Consider the following 14053-nt stretch of genomic DNA (forward strand, 5'->3'; position numbering starts at 1 on the left):
TGCAGAAAGCTTCGGCATAAGTGCCAGCCACACCCCTTCGCGCCGAGCAGCCTGGGCATAGTGTTCCTGAATATCGGCTGTGTGTCGGCTGGATTGGGTGTACCGGACCGACGCTTGGCGCGCGGTGCTGCCTCATCGTCTGCGGCTGTCGGCAGGAACGGCGGCGCCCTGCGGCAGCCTGACCAACACCATTCGAATGGGGAAGTGGCGGGCGGCGTCCGACTTGCCCGCTTTGCTCAGGATTAGACTGAGGGTGAGGCTTTTCTGGTTCTGGGCAGGAAGATCGCCAACACCCCAAGCAACGGCAAGAACGAACACAGAAAGTACACGTACTCGATGCCGTGAATATCCGCCAGATGCCCAAGCAGCGCCGCGCCAATCCCGCCGAAGCCGAACATCAGGCCGAAGAACACTCCGGCAATCATCCCGACATTCCCCGGCACCAGTTCTTGCGCATACACCACGATGGCCGAGAATGCCGAGGCGAGGATGAAACCGATCACCACGCTCAAGACGCTGGTCCAGAACAGATCGACGTGGGGCAGCATCAGGGTGAACGGTGCGACGCCAAGGATCGAGAACCAGATCACCGCCTTGCGCCCGATCTTGTCGCCGATCGGCCCACCGAAGAAGGTCCCCGCCGCCACTGCGCCGAGAAACAGGAACAGGTGCAACTGCGAACTGGCCACCGACAGGTCGAATTTTTCAATCAGGTAGAACGTGAAGTAACTGGTGAGGCTGGCCATGTAGAAATACTTGGAGAACACCAGTAACCCAAGTACCACCAGTGCGCTGATCACCCGGCCTTTCGACAAGCCGTGAGTCGCTGCCTGACCTTGTTTGAGCTTGAACAGGTTCAGGTGGTTGGCGTACCAGCGACTGATCCGATACAGCACGAACAACGCAAACAGCGCGAACAATCCGAACCAGGCCACATGACCCTGACCGTAGGGAATGATAATCGCCGCCGCCAGCAGCGGACCGAAAGCCGAGCCCGCATTACCGCCGACCTGAAATGTCGACTGCGCCAAGCCGAAACGTCCACCCGAAGCCAATCGCGCCACACGAGAAGCTTCCGGGTGAAAGGTCGATGAGCCGACGCCGATCAACCCCGCCGCCAGTAGAATCATCGGGAAGCTACTGGCCACGGACATCATCAGAATGCCGATCAATGTGCAGACTGTACCGGCCGGCAATAACCAGGGTTTGGGATGACGATCCGTGTGGTAACCGACCCACGGCTGCAACAGCGAGGCCGTCAGTTGGAAAGTCAGGGTGATCAGACCGACCTGGGTGAAGGTCAGGCCATAGCTGGCCTTGAGCATCGGATAGATCGACGGCAATACCGCCTGAATCAGGTCGTTGATCAAATGTGCCAGCGCCACCGCGCCGATGATGCGCATGACCAGCGGGCTGCCTTGTGAAGTGGCGGGCGCCGACGTGGCGGCGGACTGAGTGTTGCTGATAGCCATGAGAGTTTCCGTACTGCGGATGGGTGCGCACTGGCAGGTCGGTCAATGTGCCATTTTCCGGTGCAGTAGCGCCATCCCCTTAGCCTGCTAACGACTTCAAAAAAAGAAGGTGATAGCGCAAAGCCATGGTCTGAATCTTGCCTTGTTTATCCGCTTCAACGCGGCCCCTTACAAAGGGAACCGAGAATGGGAAGTTTCGCTACAGAGTCGGCCTACAGAGCGGACCAAGGTGAACTTTCGAGGCCTTTTAGAAGGGCACAAGTCGCGGTCGCAATGACCTCGACGCACGCTAATGATGCGTGGTGTCCAGAGGAGTCATGGGGCATGCAGGCTTTTTTATCACCGGGGATCGGGCTGCTGGGGCGATTCGGCTTCGCCCGCAAATTTCAGTTGCTGTTTCTGCTGTTTATCCTGCCACTCGCGGGCAGTCTGTGGATGATCGGTCAGGATTATCGTGACAAGTTGAACCTGATCTCCGGCGAACGCGCCGGAGTTCGTCAATTGCTCGCCCTGGATGCGCTCGACAATCTGCTCACCGCCCAGCGTGACCGCGCCGCTCGTTGGCGCGCCACCGAAACCAATCGCCAGCCGACACCCGCAACCATCGCGGCGATGGCAGCGTTCGACGCGGTTCAGCCGGCCGTCGCCCAAGCCACCACGGACTTGGGCAATGCCCTGAAAACCGAAGGCGCCGAGGGCCAAACCCTCACCCGCTATCAGGCCCTGCAAACCGCCCTCACCGGCCTGGACTCGAAAAGCCTGAGCAGCGTCGGTTGGTGGCCGGACGGTTACGATCGCTTCACCAATGCCTTGAGTGCTCTGCAAGCCTTGCGCGAACAAATCGCCATGGACAGTCGCCTGACCCTCGCGCCCTGGCTGGAAACCTGGCTGCTGACGCAGATTTCCACCCAACACGCACCGGACCTGATCGAACGGGTCGGTCGCCTCGCCGCCGTCGGTCAGGCCTCAGTAGTGTCCGGGCAGTTCACCCTGCAAAGCCGCTTGCAACTGCGGGACTTGCGCAGCCGCATCGGCGATGCCCGGGAGCAGCTTGTTAAAACGGCTGGCCTGCTGGAAGCGCGTCTGCCCAGCGCCTTGCAAACCTGGGCCGGGCAATACCACGACAGCCTCAAACACCTGGACGCCGGTTTGAAAGTGCTGGACGAGGGCGTCTTCGGCGGCAGCATCAACCTCAAGCCGGAAGACTTTGAACGCAGTCTCGACGCCCTCCTCGGCGACCTCGCCTCGTTGCGCCAGCAATCGTTGGTTTCGCTGGATCAACGGCTGGATTATTACCACGGCTCGGCCATCCGCCAGTTCATCCTGGTGGCGACAGTTTTTGGCTGCCTGCTACTGGCTGCGTTGTACCTGTTCATCTGTTTGCAAGCTTCGATCCGTCGCAGCGCCAGCGGCATCACGCTACTGGCCGAAGCACTGCGTGACGGCAACCTGAGCCTGCAAGTACCGGTGCAGGGCCGCGACGAACTGGCGGCGATCAGCACCGCCCTGAATGTCGCCGTGGTGCAACTGCGCAACAGTCTGTTGGGGGTCGATCATGAAACCCTGCAACTGAGCAACGCGGTGCGCACCCTCAACGATCACTCCAGCGGCGCTCTCGGCGAAGTCGAGGCTCAGCAGTTGCAAATCAGCCAGATCGCCGCTGCGGCCACGCAACTGGCGGCCACCTCTCAAGGTGTCGCTCAGAGCTGCGAACAGGCCTCAGGCAGCGCTCAGCACACCCAGCGCATCGCCGCAGACAGCAGCCGCGACAGTCAACGCACGACGGCGAGTATTCAGCAGCTCAATCAGCGCTTGAACGACACTGCGGCGGCACTGGGTCGGGTCAGCGAGCAAGGGCAGCAGATTCAATTGGTGGTCGATACCATTCGCGGCGTGGCCGAGCAGACCAATCTGCTCGCCCTTAACGCCGCCATCGAGGCCGCACGGGCCGGCGAGCAAGGTCGTGGCTTTGCCGTAGTGGCCGATGAAGTGCGCAGCCTGTCGCAACGCACCCAGTCCTCCACCGCGCAAATCGCCGGCACCGTCGATAGCCTGCGCAGCACCGTCAATGAAGCCGTAAGCCTGATGGAAGCAGCCTGCGGCCAGGCCCAATCGGATGCGCAAGCTGTCACCGGTCTCGGCGAGCGACTGGGGCAAATCGCCAGCGCGGTGCAGAGCGTCACCGATACCCTGGCGCACATCGCCACCGCCGTCGAAGAGCAAGCGAACACCGCCGATGAAGTCAGCGGCAACATCCAGCAAGTCGATCAGGCCGCGGTGCGCTTACTTGAAGGCGCACGGGCGGTGAATCTGGCTGCGGACACCTTGAGCCAGGGCAGCAAGGCTTTGAGTGCGAATACCGGGAGATTTCAGCTTGGTTGACGCCCTCTCCTGGCCCGATTTTTCGGGTCAGCGGGATAAGCGGTTGAAAGTGTGGAGAAATATTTTAAATTTGCGCTTGACGCATCTTCGTTCCAGGTGAATAATGCGCGCCACTTGGCTACATAGCTCAGTTGGTTAGAGCATAGCATTCATAATGCTGGGGTCCGGGGTTCAAGTCCCTGTGTAGCCACCAAGTACCTGTTTCGTGATGTCTCTGGATGTCTACGAAGCTAACAAGAAGCCCGCCTAGTGCGGGCTTTCTTGTTTCTGGCTGTTCCTCCTTGTATCCCCCTATCCCTTCCCTCCGTGTATCCCACTGTGTATCCTCGACAAATAATTGAACCGAGGGGATACAAGTCAAATGAAGCGTTCAGAGATAAAGCGCCGCCCCCTATCCGACACCGCGCTGGCCGGGCTAGAGCCTGACGCCAAGGAATATCGCGAGCTCGATGGGAACAGTCTTTATTTCCGCGTGAAAACTGACGGTCAGAAATCCTGGCAGCTTCGCTACAAGAAGCCCGACGGAAAATGGTCATGGCTTGGGCTGGGCGGTTATCCCGATGTGAGCGGATCGGTGGCTAGGCAGAAAGCTGCCGAGCTGCGCGCCGACGCCGCTGACGGCAAGAACCCGATAGTCACAAAGCAGGCTCGCAAGAAAGCGGAAAGGAACATTGCCAGCGAGACATTCGAGCCGCTGGCGCGGGAGTGGTACACCTCACGGCTCACCAACTGGGACGCAGGCACGTCGAAGCGAATCATGGGCGCCTTCGAGCGTCATGTTTTCCCCGTGTTCGGTAAGCGCCCCTATGCAGAGATCACCCCGCTCGAATGGATGGAGTTTCTTCGTGGCATGGAGCAGCAGGGAATCCTCGAGCAGATGAGCCGGGTTCGCTCGTACTGCAGAGACGTCTACGACTTGGCCAGAGTGACCGGTCGCGCAACTCACAACCCGCTTGAAGGCCTTCAAAAATACCTCCAGTCAGGCAAGGCAGAGAACTACGCCCACGTGTCGCCGGATGAACTGCCGGGCCTGATCCGCGCCATCGCAGCTTATCCCCATGCCCACGACGTGCGCCTCGGCCTGCGCTTGCTGAGCCTGTTCGCTGTACGCCCCAGTGAGTTGCGCGAAGCACAGTGGTCTGAGTTCGACTTTGCCAAGAAGGTTTGGACAATCCCCGTCGAGCGCAAAGGCCGCAAGAAAGGACTTGAGCACCTGGTGCCGCTTTCGTCGCAAGCGATCGAGGCTCTGGAGGAACTACGCCAGTACACAGGCAGTTATCCACTCCTGTTTCCAGGCCGCAGCGACCACACCAAGCCGCGTAGTGACACCGTGTTTCTGATGGCGCTTCGTCGGATGGGATATGAGGGCCGACAAACTGGCCACGGCTTCCGGCATATCGCGTCGACGGTGCTCAATGAAAATGGATTTGATGAAAACCACGTCGAGGCCCAGCTATCGCACAAGAAGCCAGGCGTTGCGGGCGTCTACAACAAGGCCCAGTACCTGCCGCAGCGCGCGACGATGATGCAATGGTATGCAAACTACCTCGACGGCTTGGCCGGTGGAGTGGTTGTTCAAGGCGACTTTGGCAAGAGGGCCTGAACCGGGCCTTCCACTGTTCTCGTAGACGCATATAGACTGAAATCCGTTGCTGTTCGAATATCCAGTGATCGGGCAGACATAGCGTTTTGGCTGGCCTAGCTCGACGGAGCGAAAAGCGGACTTCCCATCCGCCTGGCCAGCCGATCTATTTTGCACGGGATCGCCTGGGAGGGTGTGAGGATGGCAAAGATTGATCGTGTAGAGGATTTGCCGGAGTGGTTCGACCTGGAGAAGTACCAAGGGTGTGAATTATTCGGCGCGGCAGAGTGGCTAGAACAGCTAGATCGTCGTCGCGATTTGCTAACACTGCACCCTGATTACAATTCGAGAGTAGTACACGACGGTTCGGCAACCTGGCTTGAATTTGTAATCGATTTCTGGAGGTCGGCAGTGTTGGAGCCGGCACGGGCGATTAGAGATGAACCCATAGGCAGCCCATCCAAAGGTAAATTCCGCGATTGGATGTCGCACGCTAGTAACCAGCCGATACGCTCTGTGTTCGTCATGGACCTATTCTGGCAAGCAGACAGAGATCTTGCTGCGGAGAGCGTCGGTTTGGCCACAAAGGGGATCAGTAGACGATGGAATGCCATCAACGGGTATACAATTTCTGACTTGGCGGAACATGCAAACACCCCGCTTTCGATAAATTATTACGATAACGAAGGTCGCCATTTCGGCGGTGGAAATACTGAAATTCCCATCTTACAGGTTGACCTTGGCGCATCTGACGCGGTGTTGAAAGAAGCATTTTCCATGTGGCTAAAGGACGCCCGATCAACCCATAAGCCTGTCAGCACAAAGCGCACCAAGCCTTTGTACGATCGCTGGGTACGCTATGGATTGCTCCCATATGTTGATTTGCTGATTTGGGAAATGGAAACGAACAGCCATATTCCTGATCGAGTGATGTCAACAGCCATAAGCCGTTATGACGCGGGCGAAGCAAATTTGAGAAAGACCGTTGCCCCGCTTGGCGACAGCTTAATGCGCGACCTATCAGAGATTCAGGCACTGGCTGCCGTCGAAGCCGCCATCAGAGCACAAGCCAAAACGGAAAGTTCCAGCGACTGAAACCTTCCGGAAAGTTCCGAGCGCAGGAACTCGGATCGAAAGCACTCACTTACATCCATAACCTGTCTCCCGTCGTCTACTGCTATTACGGGAAACAAAACATGCACGCACTCCACGCGCCTCAACTGCAGTCTGCTACTACCGCGAAGAACTTCGATCCAACCATCACCCTGATCCGCATGCCGGATCTTGAAGCCATCACAGGCCTCGCCCGCCCCACCGTATACAAACGCCTCAAGGACGATCCGACCTTCCCCCGCCCGGTGCCCCTGAGCAACAGCAAGTCACGCGGTTCGCCGGTGGGCTTCGTGCTGGCCGAGGTCCAAGCCTGGGTGCGCCAGCGCATCGCCCTGCGAGGGGAGGCTGCATAACATGAGCTCAAAAAAAATGGCCGACCAACAGGCCAGCCACGAAAATACTCACGTAGAGAATACCAGCGGAACAGCACAGCGCGCTCGTCTTTTGGAGTGGCTGCAAGTCAGGCCGATTGATACATTCACGGCAATCCGCGAGCTGAATATCGTTCGCCCTGGTGCTCGCATTAACGAGCTGCGCAGCCTGGGTCACAAGATCCTAACCCACCGACTCGACTTGACCGACGACCAAGGCCGCAGGCATCCACGCATTGCCCTTTACTACCTCAGCACCAACCCGCCAGCCGGGGTGACTGTATGAGCGCCCGCATCATTCCCTTCGCCTACGAAGGCCAGGCTGTGCGCTTCAATGCTGACGGCTGGATCAACGCCACTGAAGCTGCCACACGCTTCGGCAAACTGCCTCACGAATGGCTGCGCCTTCCCGAAACAGTTGCCTACCTGGAGGCCTTAGCTAAATGCGGGAAAATCCCGCAATTAGTCCGCACCCAGCGTGGCCGCAACGGTGGCACCTGGCTCCATCCCAAGCTGGCAGTAGCCTTTGCCCGGTGGCTTTCCGTGGACTTCGCCGTCTGGTGTGACGATCAGATCGACGCCCTGCTCCGCGGCGATCAAAGCACTTGGCAGCAGGCCCGTCAGCAATCGGCCGTCGGGTATCGCGGTCTGTGTGATGCGTTGGCGTTTGCCTGCGAAGAAAGCGGTAAAACTCCCCAGCGCCACCACTTCATCAACGAAGCCAGGCTTATCAATCTGGTAATCACTGGGCAGTTCGCCGGCCGCGACCGCGATCAACTCACGGCACATGAACTGGTGTTGGTTTCACTGATCGAGATCCGCGACGTACTGCTGATCGGCCAAGGCAAAGACTTCGCAGCCCGCAAATCCTCGCTGCTGCGCTACATCCAGAGCCTGCGCGCCAAGCATCTTCGGAGTGATGCCGCATGACGACTATCCTCATGCCCCACGATGAATGGTCTATAACTTCTCTTGCCAGCAGTCGTAGTCGTCGGTATGGTTTGCCCGTCGCTGCAAATTCAGCGACCGGGCGTAGGAACCCGATGAGCAAAAGGCGCAACAGCGCCCAGATAACCACTGCCGGCGTTTTTTTTCGTCTGCAGTTCTGTGTTATGGCGGCTGTGTGCGGGCAGGCTTCGGCCTGGCCGGGTTCCTTTTGCCCCGGTATTCCTACCCCGTGCACAGCTGCCACCCAATCCCGTAGGAAGGATCGTGGCAGCTCCTCTAAAGCAAAAGGAGCTCCGCATATGCACGCCCTCATTCCGTCCAAAATTCGCGCCTTTGCTCACCGCCGCATGGCGCTGAGCGCACTCCGCGCAAACTCGTCCCTGTCTGTCCGCCTCACTCAATACAACGCCCACATGGCCATTGTCCGGACCTTGGAAGCTGTAGGGGGTGCCGTATGACTTACCCTACCCAACCCCTCCGCGTCGTCCGCCGACAGTCCGCTTAATGAGTTGCGTGATGTGCAAGACATCCTTGTACTGCTGAGCCTGGCGCTTGCCATCATTGCCTCACCCTCCACGCCAATCCTTGTCGCCCGTGTCGCCGCTGTGATGGCCCAGCACACCGCCATGGCCTGGGCGGAACTCCTCGACGACGCGATCGCCGAGCAAGGGGGTGAAAAATGACCCGCCAGCTTTTGTCTTCGCTCTTCGCCGAGCGCGAGCACGCATCTTCGTGGTGGAGTGTCCTCAATCAATTGCGCATCTCCAACCAGCTGCCAGAGTGGGTTCGCACCAAAGTAGTTGGTAGTGATACCGACTATGAAGAGTCGATGCTCGAAAGAAGCATCGTCAATCATGCGCTGTTTGGCATCGACGAAATTCGAGCGGGAGACGACCTCCGGCCATGCGCCTTTGAGTATCAGAGTCTCATTGACCTGATGGAGTTGGAGCGCACCCGTTATCTGACCTGGTGGACCATGCTCAATGAAATGCGGGCGCGTAAACAGCTGCCGGAATGGGTTGTGACTAACCGCATAGGTCACGGCCCGGACCATGAGCAGTGGTCTGACAAAGCGGCCAAGGTCAACCACATGCTGTTTGGCCAACCACATGTTCGCCACTTGGCGACGCAGCTTCGGGTGCCTGAGGGGCCACGACCAGATTCTCGCCAGCGCACAGCGTCGCTGACTCCCGTGAATTGCTGATTCGATAAAGGTTTAAGCACATGAAGATTCAAAATGGCGCGCCAGCGTCAACGGGATCGGCTTGCCCGAAAAAAGCCACAGAGCTGTTTTATGTGACTCATCCAAAAGCGCTGAAGGCATTGCTTGGCCCGTTCCTCACGGAGTCTGACGCAGAGTGTGGCCGGATAGTGATGCGCAGTGCTGACGCCCAAGTGACGGCCTGTCTCGTTGAATCAATCGACGAGATCACTCACTGGCACGGCGTGAACAATGGTCGGGTTTGCCGGGCATTCGCTGGGAGCGCCAGTCATGGATGACGCGACGATCCTATTCCGTGAAGCGCTCCAGACCGTCTATGGCTCAATCGACTGGCTTCCCATAGCTGACGGCACCATCCACCGGTTCCGCGTTCCGGACGACAAGCCCGGCACTCTCAATGGTTGGTATGTCCTGTACCTGGACGGTATCGCCTCTGGTGCGTTTGGCAGTTGGAAGTCCGGAGGCGCCAGCACATGGTGTAGTCGGGAGCCTGTGGACGCCCAGGAGGCCGCACAGATCCGCGAGCGAGTTGATCATGCCAGGCGCCAGCGCGAGGCCGAGCAGCACCGGCGCCAGCAGCAGGCCGCTGAGCTGGCCAACCGCTGGTGGCGCAACGCACGTCGCGCCGCACCCGATCACCCCTATCTCGCCGCCAAAGGAGTTCGCTCCCACAGCCTGCGCCAGCGTGGCGCTGATCTGCTGGTACCGCTGTACCTCGATGGTCGCCTGGTCAATCTGCAGAGAATCGCCCCGGACGGCGCCAAGCGTTTCTTGCCTGGCGGCCGCGTGAAGGGCACCTACTCGCCGCTAGGCATCATCGAGCCCGGTTCCGTGCTCTGCATCTGCGAAGGGTGGGCGACGGGCGCCAGCCTCCACCAACACGGAGGCTATGTCGTCGCCGCTGCCATGAACGCGGGCAACCTGATTTCGGCGGCAATGGGCCTTCGCTCGCGCTACCCGGGCCAGTCAATCGTTGTCGCTGGCGACGATGACCGGCTCACCGACGGCAACCCGGGACGCACAGCGGCAAACGCAGCCGCGGCGGCAGTCGGCGGCCAAGTGGCTTTCCCCGAGTGGCCAGAAGATGCGCCCGATAACCTCACCGACTTCAACGACCTCGCAAACTGGAAGCTCGCCAATGGCCAAGCCTGATACCAACGTTATCAACCTTCGGCCAGAAGCCGCGACCATCGCACCTGCTCGTCCTTGCTGGGCGGTGTACGAGCACTGGGTGACCAACGAGAACGGCCGTAAGCTGCGCCCGGGCGTGTACTGGCACAGCTTCAAGCGCACCGCCGCCGATCAGGACGACGCAGGTAACGACGCCGCCGACCGTCCGATCACCGATGAGTGGATCTCCAGCCCTGTCACGGTTGTGGCCCGCACCACCAACAGTGACGACGGCAGCGAGGGACGGCTCCTGCGCCTGGTCACAGAGGGCGGCATCAAGGAATGGATCATCGCCATGGAGGTCTTCGGCGGCAGCGGCGAGGACGCCCGGCGAGCTCTGTTCGGCATGGGCGTCATCATCGCCCTCAAGAAGCGTGGCACGTTCATGGAGTACCTGCTCGATCAGCACCCCGCCGAAGTGTTCGCGACTACCTGCCGGCCGGGCTGGCATGAGTCGGGGGCGTTCGTGTTGCCCGGGCGGACGATCGGCAGTGCCAATGTGCGGTACCAGGCCAGCAACAAGGCGCAGGTACTTTTCAGTCAGCGCGGCGAGTTGGCGCTATGGCAGTCGGATGTGGCCGCCAAGTGCGCTGGCAACCCGGTACTGACATTGGCGATCGGCTGCTCGCTCGCCGGCCCGCTGTTGAGCTTGGTCGGCGTCCTGGGGGGCGGCGTTCACTTGGTGGGCGACAGCTCGAGCGGCAAGTCGCTGGCGCAACTGATCGGTTCGTCGGTGTGGGGTGACCCGGGAGTGTTCGCCGCCAGTTGGGACATGACCAAGGGCGGGCTGGAGATCGAAGCGTCGAGCCGTAACGACACCATCCTGCCGCTGGACGAGATCAAGCGCGCCGACCCGAAACGTGTGCAAGAAATGGCCTACTCCCTCGCCAATGGCCAGGGCAAAGGCACCATGACCCGCGAGCGTGAAGCCCGGGGCAAACTGAGCTGGCGCCTGCTGACGCTCTCCAGTGGCGAGCGCTCCCTATCTGAGCACGCCGCCATTTCCGGCAATGCCGCCCACGCTGGCGCCGAGTTGCGCATGGGCGACGTAAACGCCGGTACCCGAACGCACATTTGGGATGTATGGCAATCCGGGCGAGGTGGCGCAATGAGCCTACTTTCCTGCCTGCTCGATCACATCCCGCCGACCATCGCTGGCGCCGACAAACCGAGCATGGCGAATCGCACCACGGATCGTCCACGTTTGGTGTTGGTCGAGCGCGCAGCCCAGTTACCGGCAAGCACCTACACCAACTCCGCCACAGCCACACCCGAGTGGCGACAGGCCCGCGACCAATACCTGAACCACGTCTTGGTTTGCAGCGCCTGTTATGCGCCTACAGGACGCCATTGCACGGCTGGCGCCAGCCTGCGCGCCAGATATGACAGCACGCCAATGGAGAGCAACCCATGAGCCTCGTTCGGCACGAAGCTGCCGCCCACCCTGAGCATCGTCGGCAAGTAAGCGACCTGTCACGCGACACGTTTTGCGGATAAAGAAAACGTGTCGTGGCATCGAGCAACAACACCGGGCATCAGCCCATGACCAGCGCCAGCGGCGCACCAGAGGTACACATGACAGAACAGGACAGCAACACAGCGAGCAAACCGCCAACGCATCGTGATCGCTTCACGGAGGCATGCAACGCCACGGATTTTGCCAATGAGCCGCGCGTCATCGGTGGCTATGTCGTCTGGGAGGTTCGGCATATGCGTGACGGTCAGAAGGTCATCGTCGACGGGCCATTCTTCACCGGAGAAGAAGCTCAGATTTCCGCGGAGTTGCTGCGGGGAACGTTCCGAGGCGCTCGCGCTTATCACGCCACCCATTGCACGGCCTGGAATCCAGATCTCAACCGAGAAAAGGCCATCAGGGAGCAAGCCCATATGTCCAGAATTGCGCTGGCTCGCCAGCTTGGCGTCGATACGTCGGAGATTTCGAAATGACCATGACCACGATCAAGCTGTCCGGCAGCCTTGCTCAAAGATTCTTCCGGCAGCGCGAATACCTGCTCGAAACAGGTACGACCCAAGAAGTTTTCAGCGCCCTGAAGCATACCGTTGATGGGTTTGAGGATTTTATCCGTGACCAGGCTCGGCTTGGCATGCGGTACGCGATCTTCCGCAACAGGGTTAACGTTGGAGAGACTGAATTCACGCTGAGCGGGACAACCGAAATTCGCATCGTCCCTGTCATCGCTGGCAGTAAGAGCGGCGGAATACTTCAGGTAGTGCTGGGTGCCGTCCTGATTGTCGCCGGTGCGTTTCTTTGGGCTACTCCTATGGGTGGGCCGTTAGTTGCCATGGGAATTTCAATGGTTCTCGGCGGCGTCGTCCAGATGCTCACCCCTGTGCCGAAAGCGCCAAGCCAGCAGGAACAAGCGGCCACCGAGAACAAGCCAAGCTACCTGTTCAACGGGGCGGTCAACTCAACCCAGCAAGGCCTGCCGGTGCCGATCGTATACGGTCAGGTTCTGGTCGGCTCCAGCGTTGTCGCAGTAGGTACATGGGCGGAGGCCTTGCCGGTATGAGTGAGGTCATTGTTGGCCGTAGGACGTCCTAGGCCGACTACACTTTCAAATCTCACACAGGAGCGTGGTAGTTTCCATGCTTCTGTCTATCGTGAATGGATGACGAGACTATGCGTTTAATAGGACTGCTGGCGATCTCTTCGATACTTCTGGTGGGCTGCTCAACCTCCCCCATTTCCGCTGGTGATGCCGATCCGGTACCTCCATCAAGGCTTTATGCTTTTCCCTCCGATGGCGGCACCCAACTTGTTGTTACGCGTGACAGCGGTATGTTCGGGGCCGGCTGCAACCACCGGCTCTACATCGACGGAACGCTGGCTGCCGAGCTTTCTTCTGGTGAGGTAGCTCGGTTCGGGCTCGCTCCAGGCAAGCATGTGGTGGGCGTCAAACCGAGCTCCGCGTGCGGTGGCGGCGGCCTTGTGGAAACCGAGGTTGATTTGAAGTCCGGCGAATCAGTTCGTCGACGCATTTCGGTAACTCTTGGCGGGCTCGCCATTACGCCAACCGCGTTCTAAACGAAAACAGACGATTTTTGTCCAAGACCACCCCAGACACTAACTTTTACTAACAGGGGTGCTTTGACAGCGGTGATGGGCCGATCTGATGTCAACATTTGTCAGCATCCCGCCAAGCCGATACGCTCGATCCAACGTTAGGTTTTGTTAGGTACTGGCGTGCGCGCGATGACAGGTTCTGACAGGTTATCGCGACGACTAAACGTTAAGTTTTGATAAGTCGCTATCGCTCACCAAGTCGCCCGGTATCCATTCTGGTATCCATGGATTGAGGGCATTCCGTAGTGGTACCAGCGATGGTTACCAGGTGCGGTTGCCACCACTGGGTGCCACTTTTCACCGGTCACAAAACCATCAAAACACCGTTTGCGAAAACCAACCCCATGGAAGGCCTGCGTCAAGTATCGACTGGCATGTTTTCGCGCAGTGTTTCACGCACGACCGTCACGCACCTGGAGTGCGCGGAAACCTCCTCTGCAGTAGGGTGGTCCGGCATTGGTACGCAGACTGGTACGCACCATCAGTACGCGCTCGCAAATGCGTACCGGCAGCAAGTTCGCACCGGTAGTTCGCACGATAAGTTCGCACTTCTGGATCGCAACCACCAAGGCGCGAACCTGGCAGTCTGCCTGTTATCAAAAGCTATGGTTGCCAGTCACTGTTTCCACTGTGGTTTCCACGGTATTACAGTGTTTTTCACTGACCAAACGCAGGTTTGCGAAACAACCCCATGGATTAGGTGCGAAG

15 protein-coding genes, 1 tRNA gene and 1 pseudogene are annotated in these 14053 nt (G+C 59.2%); 16 read left to right on the forward strand and 1 reads right to left on the reverse strand.

Features of this window, described 5'->3' with window-relative positions; genetic code table 11:
• Positions 1 to 4: 4 nt before the first annotated feature.
• A pseudogene (locus IC37_RS30850) lies at positions 5 to 157 on the forward strand (MFS transporter); the annotation flags it as partial.
• 85 nt (positions 158 to 242) lie between these two features.
• Here the strand turns inward: IC37_RS30850 and IC37_RS05165 are convergent.
• Positions 243 to 1472 (reverse strand): MFS transporter, encoded by a 1230-nt coding sequence (locus tag IC37_RS05165; RefSeq protein WP_030129702.1) that lies wholly within the window; start codon positions 1470 to 1472, stop codon positions 243 to 245.
• Positions 1473 to 1796: 324 nt separating this feature from the next.
• On the opposite strand from IC37_RS05165, the gene IC37_RS05170 reads away from it, so the two are divergent.
• The 15 genes from IC37_RS05170 (at position 1797) to IC37_RS05235 (ending at position 13306) form a co-directional block, all read left to right on the forward strand.
• Positions 1797 to 3854, forward strand: coding sequence for a methyl-accepting chemotaxis protein (locus tag IC37_RS05170; RefSeq protein WP_030129701.1), 2058 nt, complete (start codon positions 1797 to 1799; stop codon positions 3852 to 3854).
• 116 nt (positions 3855 to 3970) lie between these two features.
• Positions 3971 to 4047 (forward strand) — tRNA-Met (locus IC37_RS05175).
• Between the two features lie 168 nt (positions 4048 to 4215).
• Positions 4216 to 5457: a tyrosine-type recombinase/integrase gene (locus IC37_RS05180; RefSeq protein ID WP_030129700.1), complete on the forward strand. Its 1242-nt coding sequence runs from the start codon at positions 4216 to 4218 to the stop codon at positions 5455 to 5457.
• Positions 5458 to 5637: 180 nt separating this feature from the next.
• Entirely contained in the window at positions 5638 to 6531 is an 894-nt protein-coding gene (locus IC37_RS05185; protein ID WP_030129699.1) for a DUF6387 family protein, read from the forward strand.
• A 101-nt stretch (positions 6532 to 6632) separates the two neighbouring features.
• Positions 6633 to 6902 (forward strand): AlpA family transcriptional regulator, encoded by a 270-nt coding sequence (locus IC37_RS05190; RefSeq protein WP_030129698.1) that lies wholly within the window; start codon positions 6633 to 6635, stop codon positions 6900 to 6902.
• 1 nt (position 6903) lies between these two features.
• Complete coding sequence (locus tag IC37_RS05195) at positions 6904 to 7206, forward strand: helix-turn-helix domain-containing protein (protein ID WP_030129697.1); 303 nt, start codon at positions 6904 to 6906, stop codon at positions 7204 to 7206.
• A complete protein-coding gene (locus IC37_RS30855; protein WP_030129696.1) occupies positions 7203 to 7850 on the forward strand; it encodes a KilA-N domain-containing protein in 648 nt (215 codons plus the stop codon). Before IC37_RS05195 ends, IC37_RS30855 begins: the two co-directional genes overlap by 4 nt.
• Before the next feature lie 536 nt (positions 7851 to 8386).
• Positions 8387 to 8551: a hypothetical protein gene (locus IC37_RS30055; protein ID WP_177409375.1), complete on the forward strand. Its 165-nt coding sequence runs from the start codon at positions 8387 to 8389 to the stop codon at positions 8549 to 8551.
• Positions 8548 to 9072, forward strand: a complete 525-nt coding sequence (locus IC37_RS05205) for a hypothetical protein (RefSeq protein WP_030129695.1) — start codon at positions 8548 to 8550, stop codon at positions 9070 to 9072. Before IC37_RS30055 ends, IC37_RS05205 begins: the two co-directional genes overlap by 4 nt.
• 20 nt (positions 9073 to 9092) lie before the next feature.
• Entirely contained in the window at positions 9093 to 9368 is a 276-nt protein-coding gene (locus IC37_RS05210) for a hypothetical protein (protein ID WP_081729320.1), read from the forward strand.
• Entirely contained in the window at positions 9361 to 10242 is an 882-nt protein-coding gene (locus tag IC37_RS05215; protein WP_030129694.1) for a toprim domain-containing protein, read from the forward strand. The genes IC37_RS05210 and IC37_RS05215 overlap by 8 nt, the downstream gene beginning before the upstream one ends.
• Complete coding sequence (locus IC37_RS05220) at positions 10229 to 11674, forward strand: DUF927 domain-containing protein (RefSeq protein ID WP_371916307.1); 1446 nt, start codon at positions 10229 to 10231, stop codon at positions 11672 to 11674. Before IC37_RS05215 ends, IC37_RS05220 begins: the two co-directional genes overlap by 14 nt.
• A 128-nt stretch (positions 11675 to 11802) precedes the next feature.
• Complete coding sequence (locus IC37_RS05225; RefSeq protein WP_256580664.1) at positions 11803 to 12207, forward strand: helix-turn-helix transcriptional regulator; 405 nt, start codon at positions 11803 to 11805, stop codon at positions 12205 to 12207.
• Positions 12204 to 12791 carry a tail assembly protein gene (locus IC37_RS05230; protein WP_030129691.1) on the forward strand — a complete coding sequence of 196 codons (588 nt, stop codon included), beginning with the start codon at positions 12204 to 12206 and terminating at the stop codon, positions 12789 to 12791. Before IC37_RS05225 ends, IC37_RS05230 begins: the two co-directional genes overlap by 4 nt.
• Before the next feature lie 110 nt (positions 12792 to 12901).
• Positions 12902 to 13306, forward strand: coding sequence for a hypothetical protein (locus IC37_RS05235; protein ID WP_030129690.1), 405 nt, complete (start codon positions 12902 to 12904; stop codon positions 13304 to 13306).
• Positions 13307 to 14053 lie beyond the last annotated feature (747 nt).

Origin of the sequence: Pseudomonas sp. QTF5, assembly GCF_000512695.2 — a bacterium.
Classification (GTDB): domain Bacteria; phylum Pseudomonadota; class Gammaproteobacteria; order Pseudomonadales; family Pseudomonadaceae; genus Aquipseudomonas.

Bases quoted from the DNA above. Each gene is read 5' to 3' on its own strand.
- IC37_RS05165 (WP_030129702.1), bottom strand. From the start codon at position 1,472: ATGGCTATCAGCAACACTCAGTCCGCCGCCACGTCGGCGCCCGCCACT.
- IC37_RS05170 (WP_030129701.1), top strand. From the start codon at position 1,797: ATGCAGGCTTTTTTATCACCGGGGATCGGGCTGCTGGGGCGATTCGGC.
- IC37_RS05180 (WP_030129700.1), top strand. From the start codon at position 4,216: ATGAAGCGTTCAGAGATAAAGCGCCGCCCCCTATCCGACACCGCGCTG.
- IC37_RS05185 (WP_030129699.1), top strand. From the start codon at position 5,638: ATGGCAAAGATTGATCGTGTAGAGGATTTGCCGGAGTGGTTCGACCTG.
- IC37_RS05190 (WP_030129698.1), top strand. From the start codon at position 6,633: ATGCACGCACTCCACGCGCCTCAACTGCAGTCTGCTACTACCGCGAAG.
- IC37_RS05195 (WP_030129697.1), top strand. From the start codon at position 6,904: ATGAGCTCAAAAAAAATGGCCGACCAACAGGCCAGCCACGAAAATACT.
- IC37_RS30855 (WP_030129696.1), top strand. From the start codon at position 7,203: ATGAGCGCCCGCATCATTCCCTTCGCCTACGAAGGCCAGGCTGTGCGC.
- IC37_RS05205 (WP_030129695.1), top strand. From the start codon at position 8,548: ATGACCCGCCAGCTTTTGTCTTCGCTCTTCGCCGAGCGCGAGCACGCA.
- IC37_RS05210 (WP_081729320.1), top strand. From the start codon at position 9,093: ATGAAGATTCAAAATGGCGCGCCAGCGTCAACGGGATCGGCTTGCCCG.
- IC37_RS05215 (WP_030129694.1), top strand. From the start codon at position 9,361: ATGGATGACGCGACGATCCTATTCCGTGAAGCGCTCCAGACCGTCTAT.
- IC37_RS05220 (WP_371916307.1), top strand. From the start codon at position 10,229: ATGGCCAAGCCTGATACCAACGTTATCAACCTTCGGCCAGAAGCCGCG.
- IC37_RS05225 (WP_256580664.1), top strand. From the start codon at position 11,803: ATGACCAGCGCCAGCGGCGCACCAGAGGTACACATGACAGAACAGGAC.
- IC37_RS05230 (WP_030129691.1), top strand. From the start codon at position 12,204: ATGACCATGACCACGATCAAGCTGTCCGGCAGCCTTGCTCAAAGATTC.
- IC37_RS05235 (WP_030129690.1), top strand. From the start codon at position 12,902: ATGCGTTTAATAGGACTGCTGGCGATCTCTTCGATACTTCTGGTGGGC.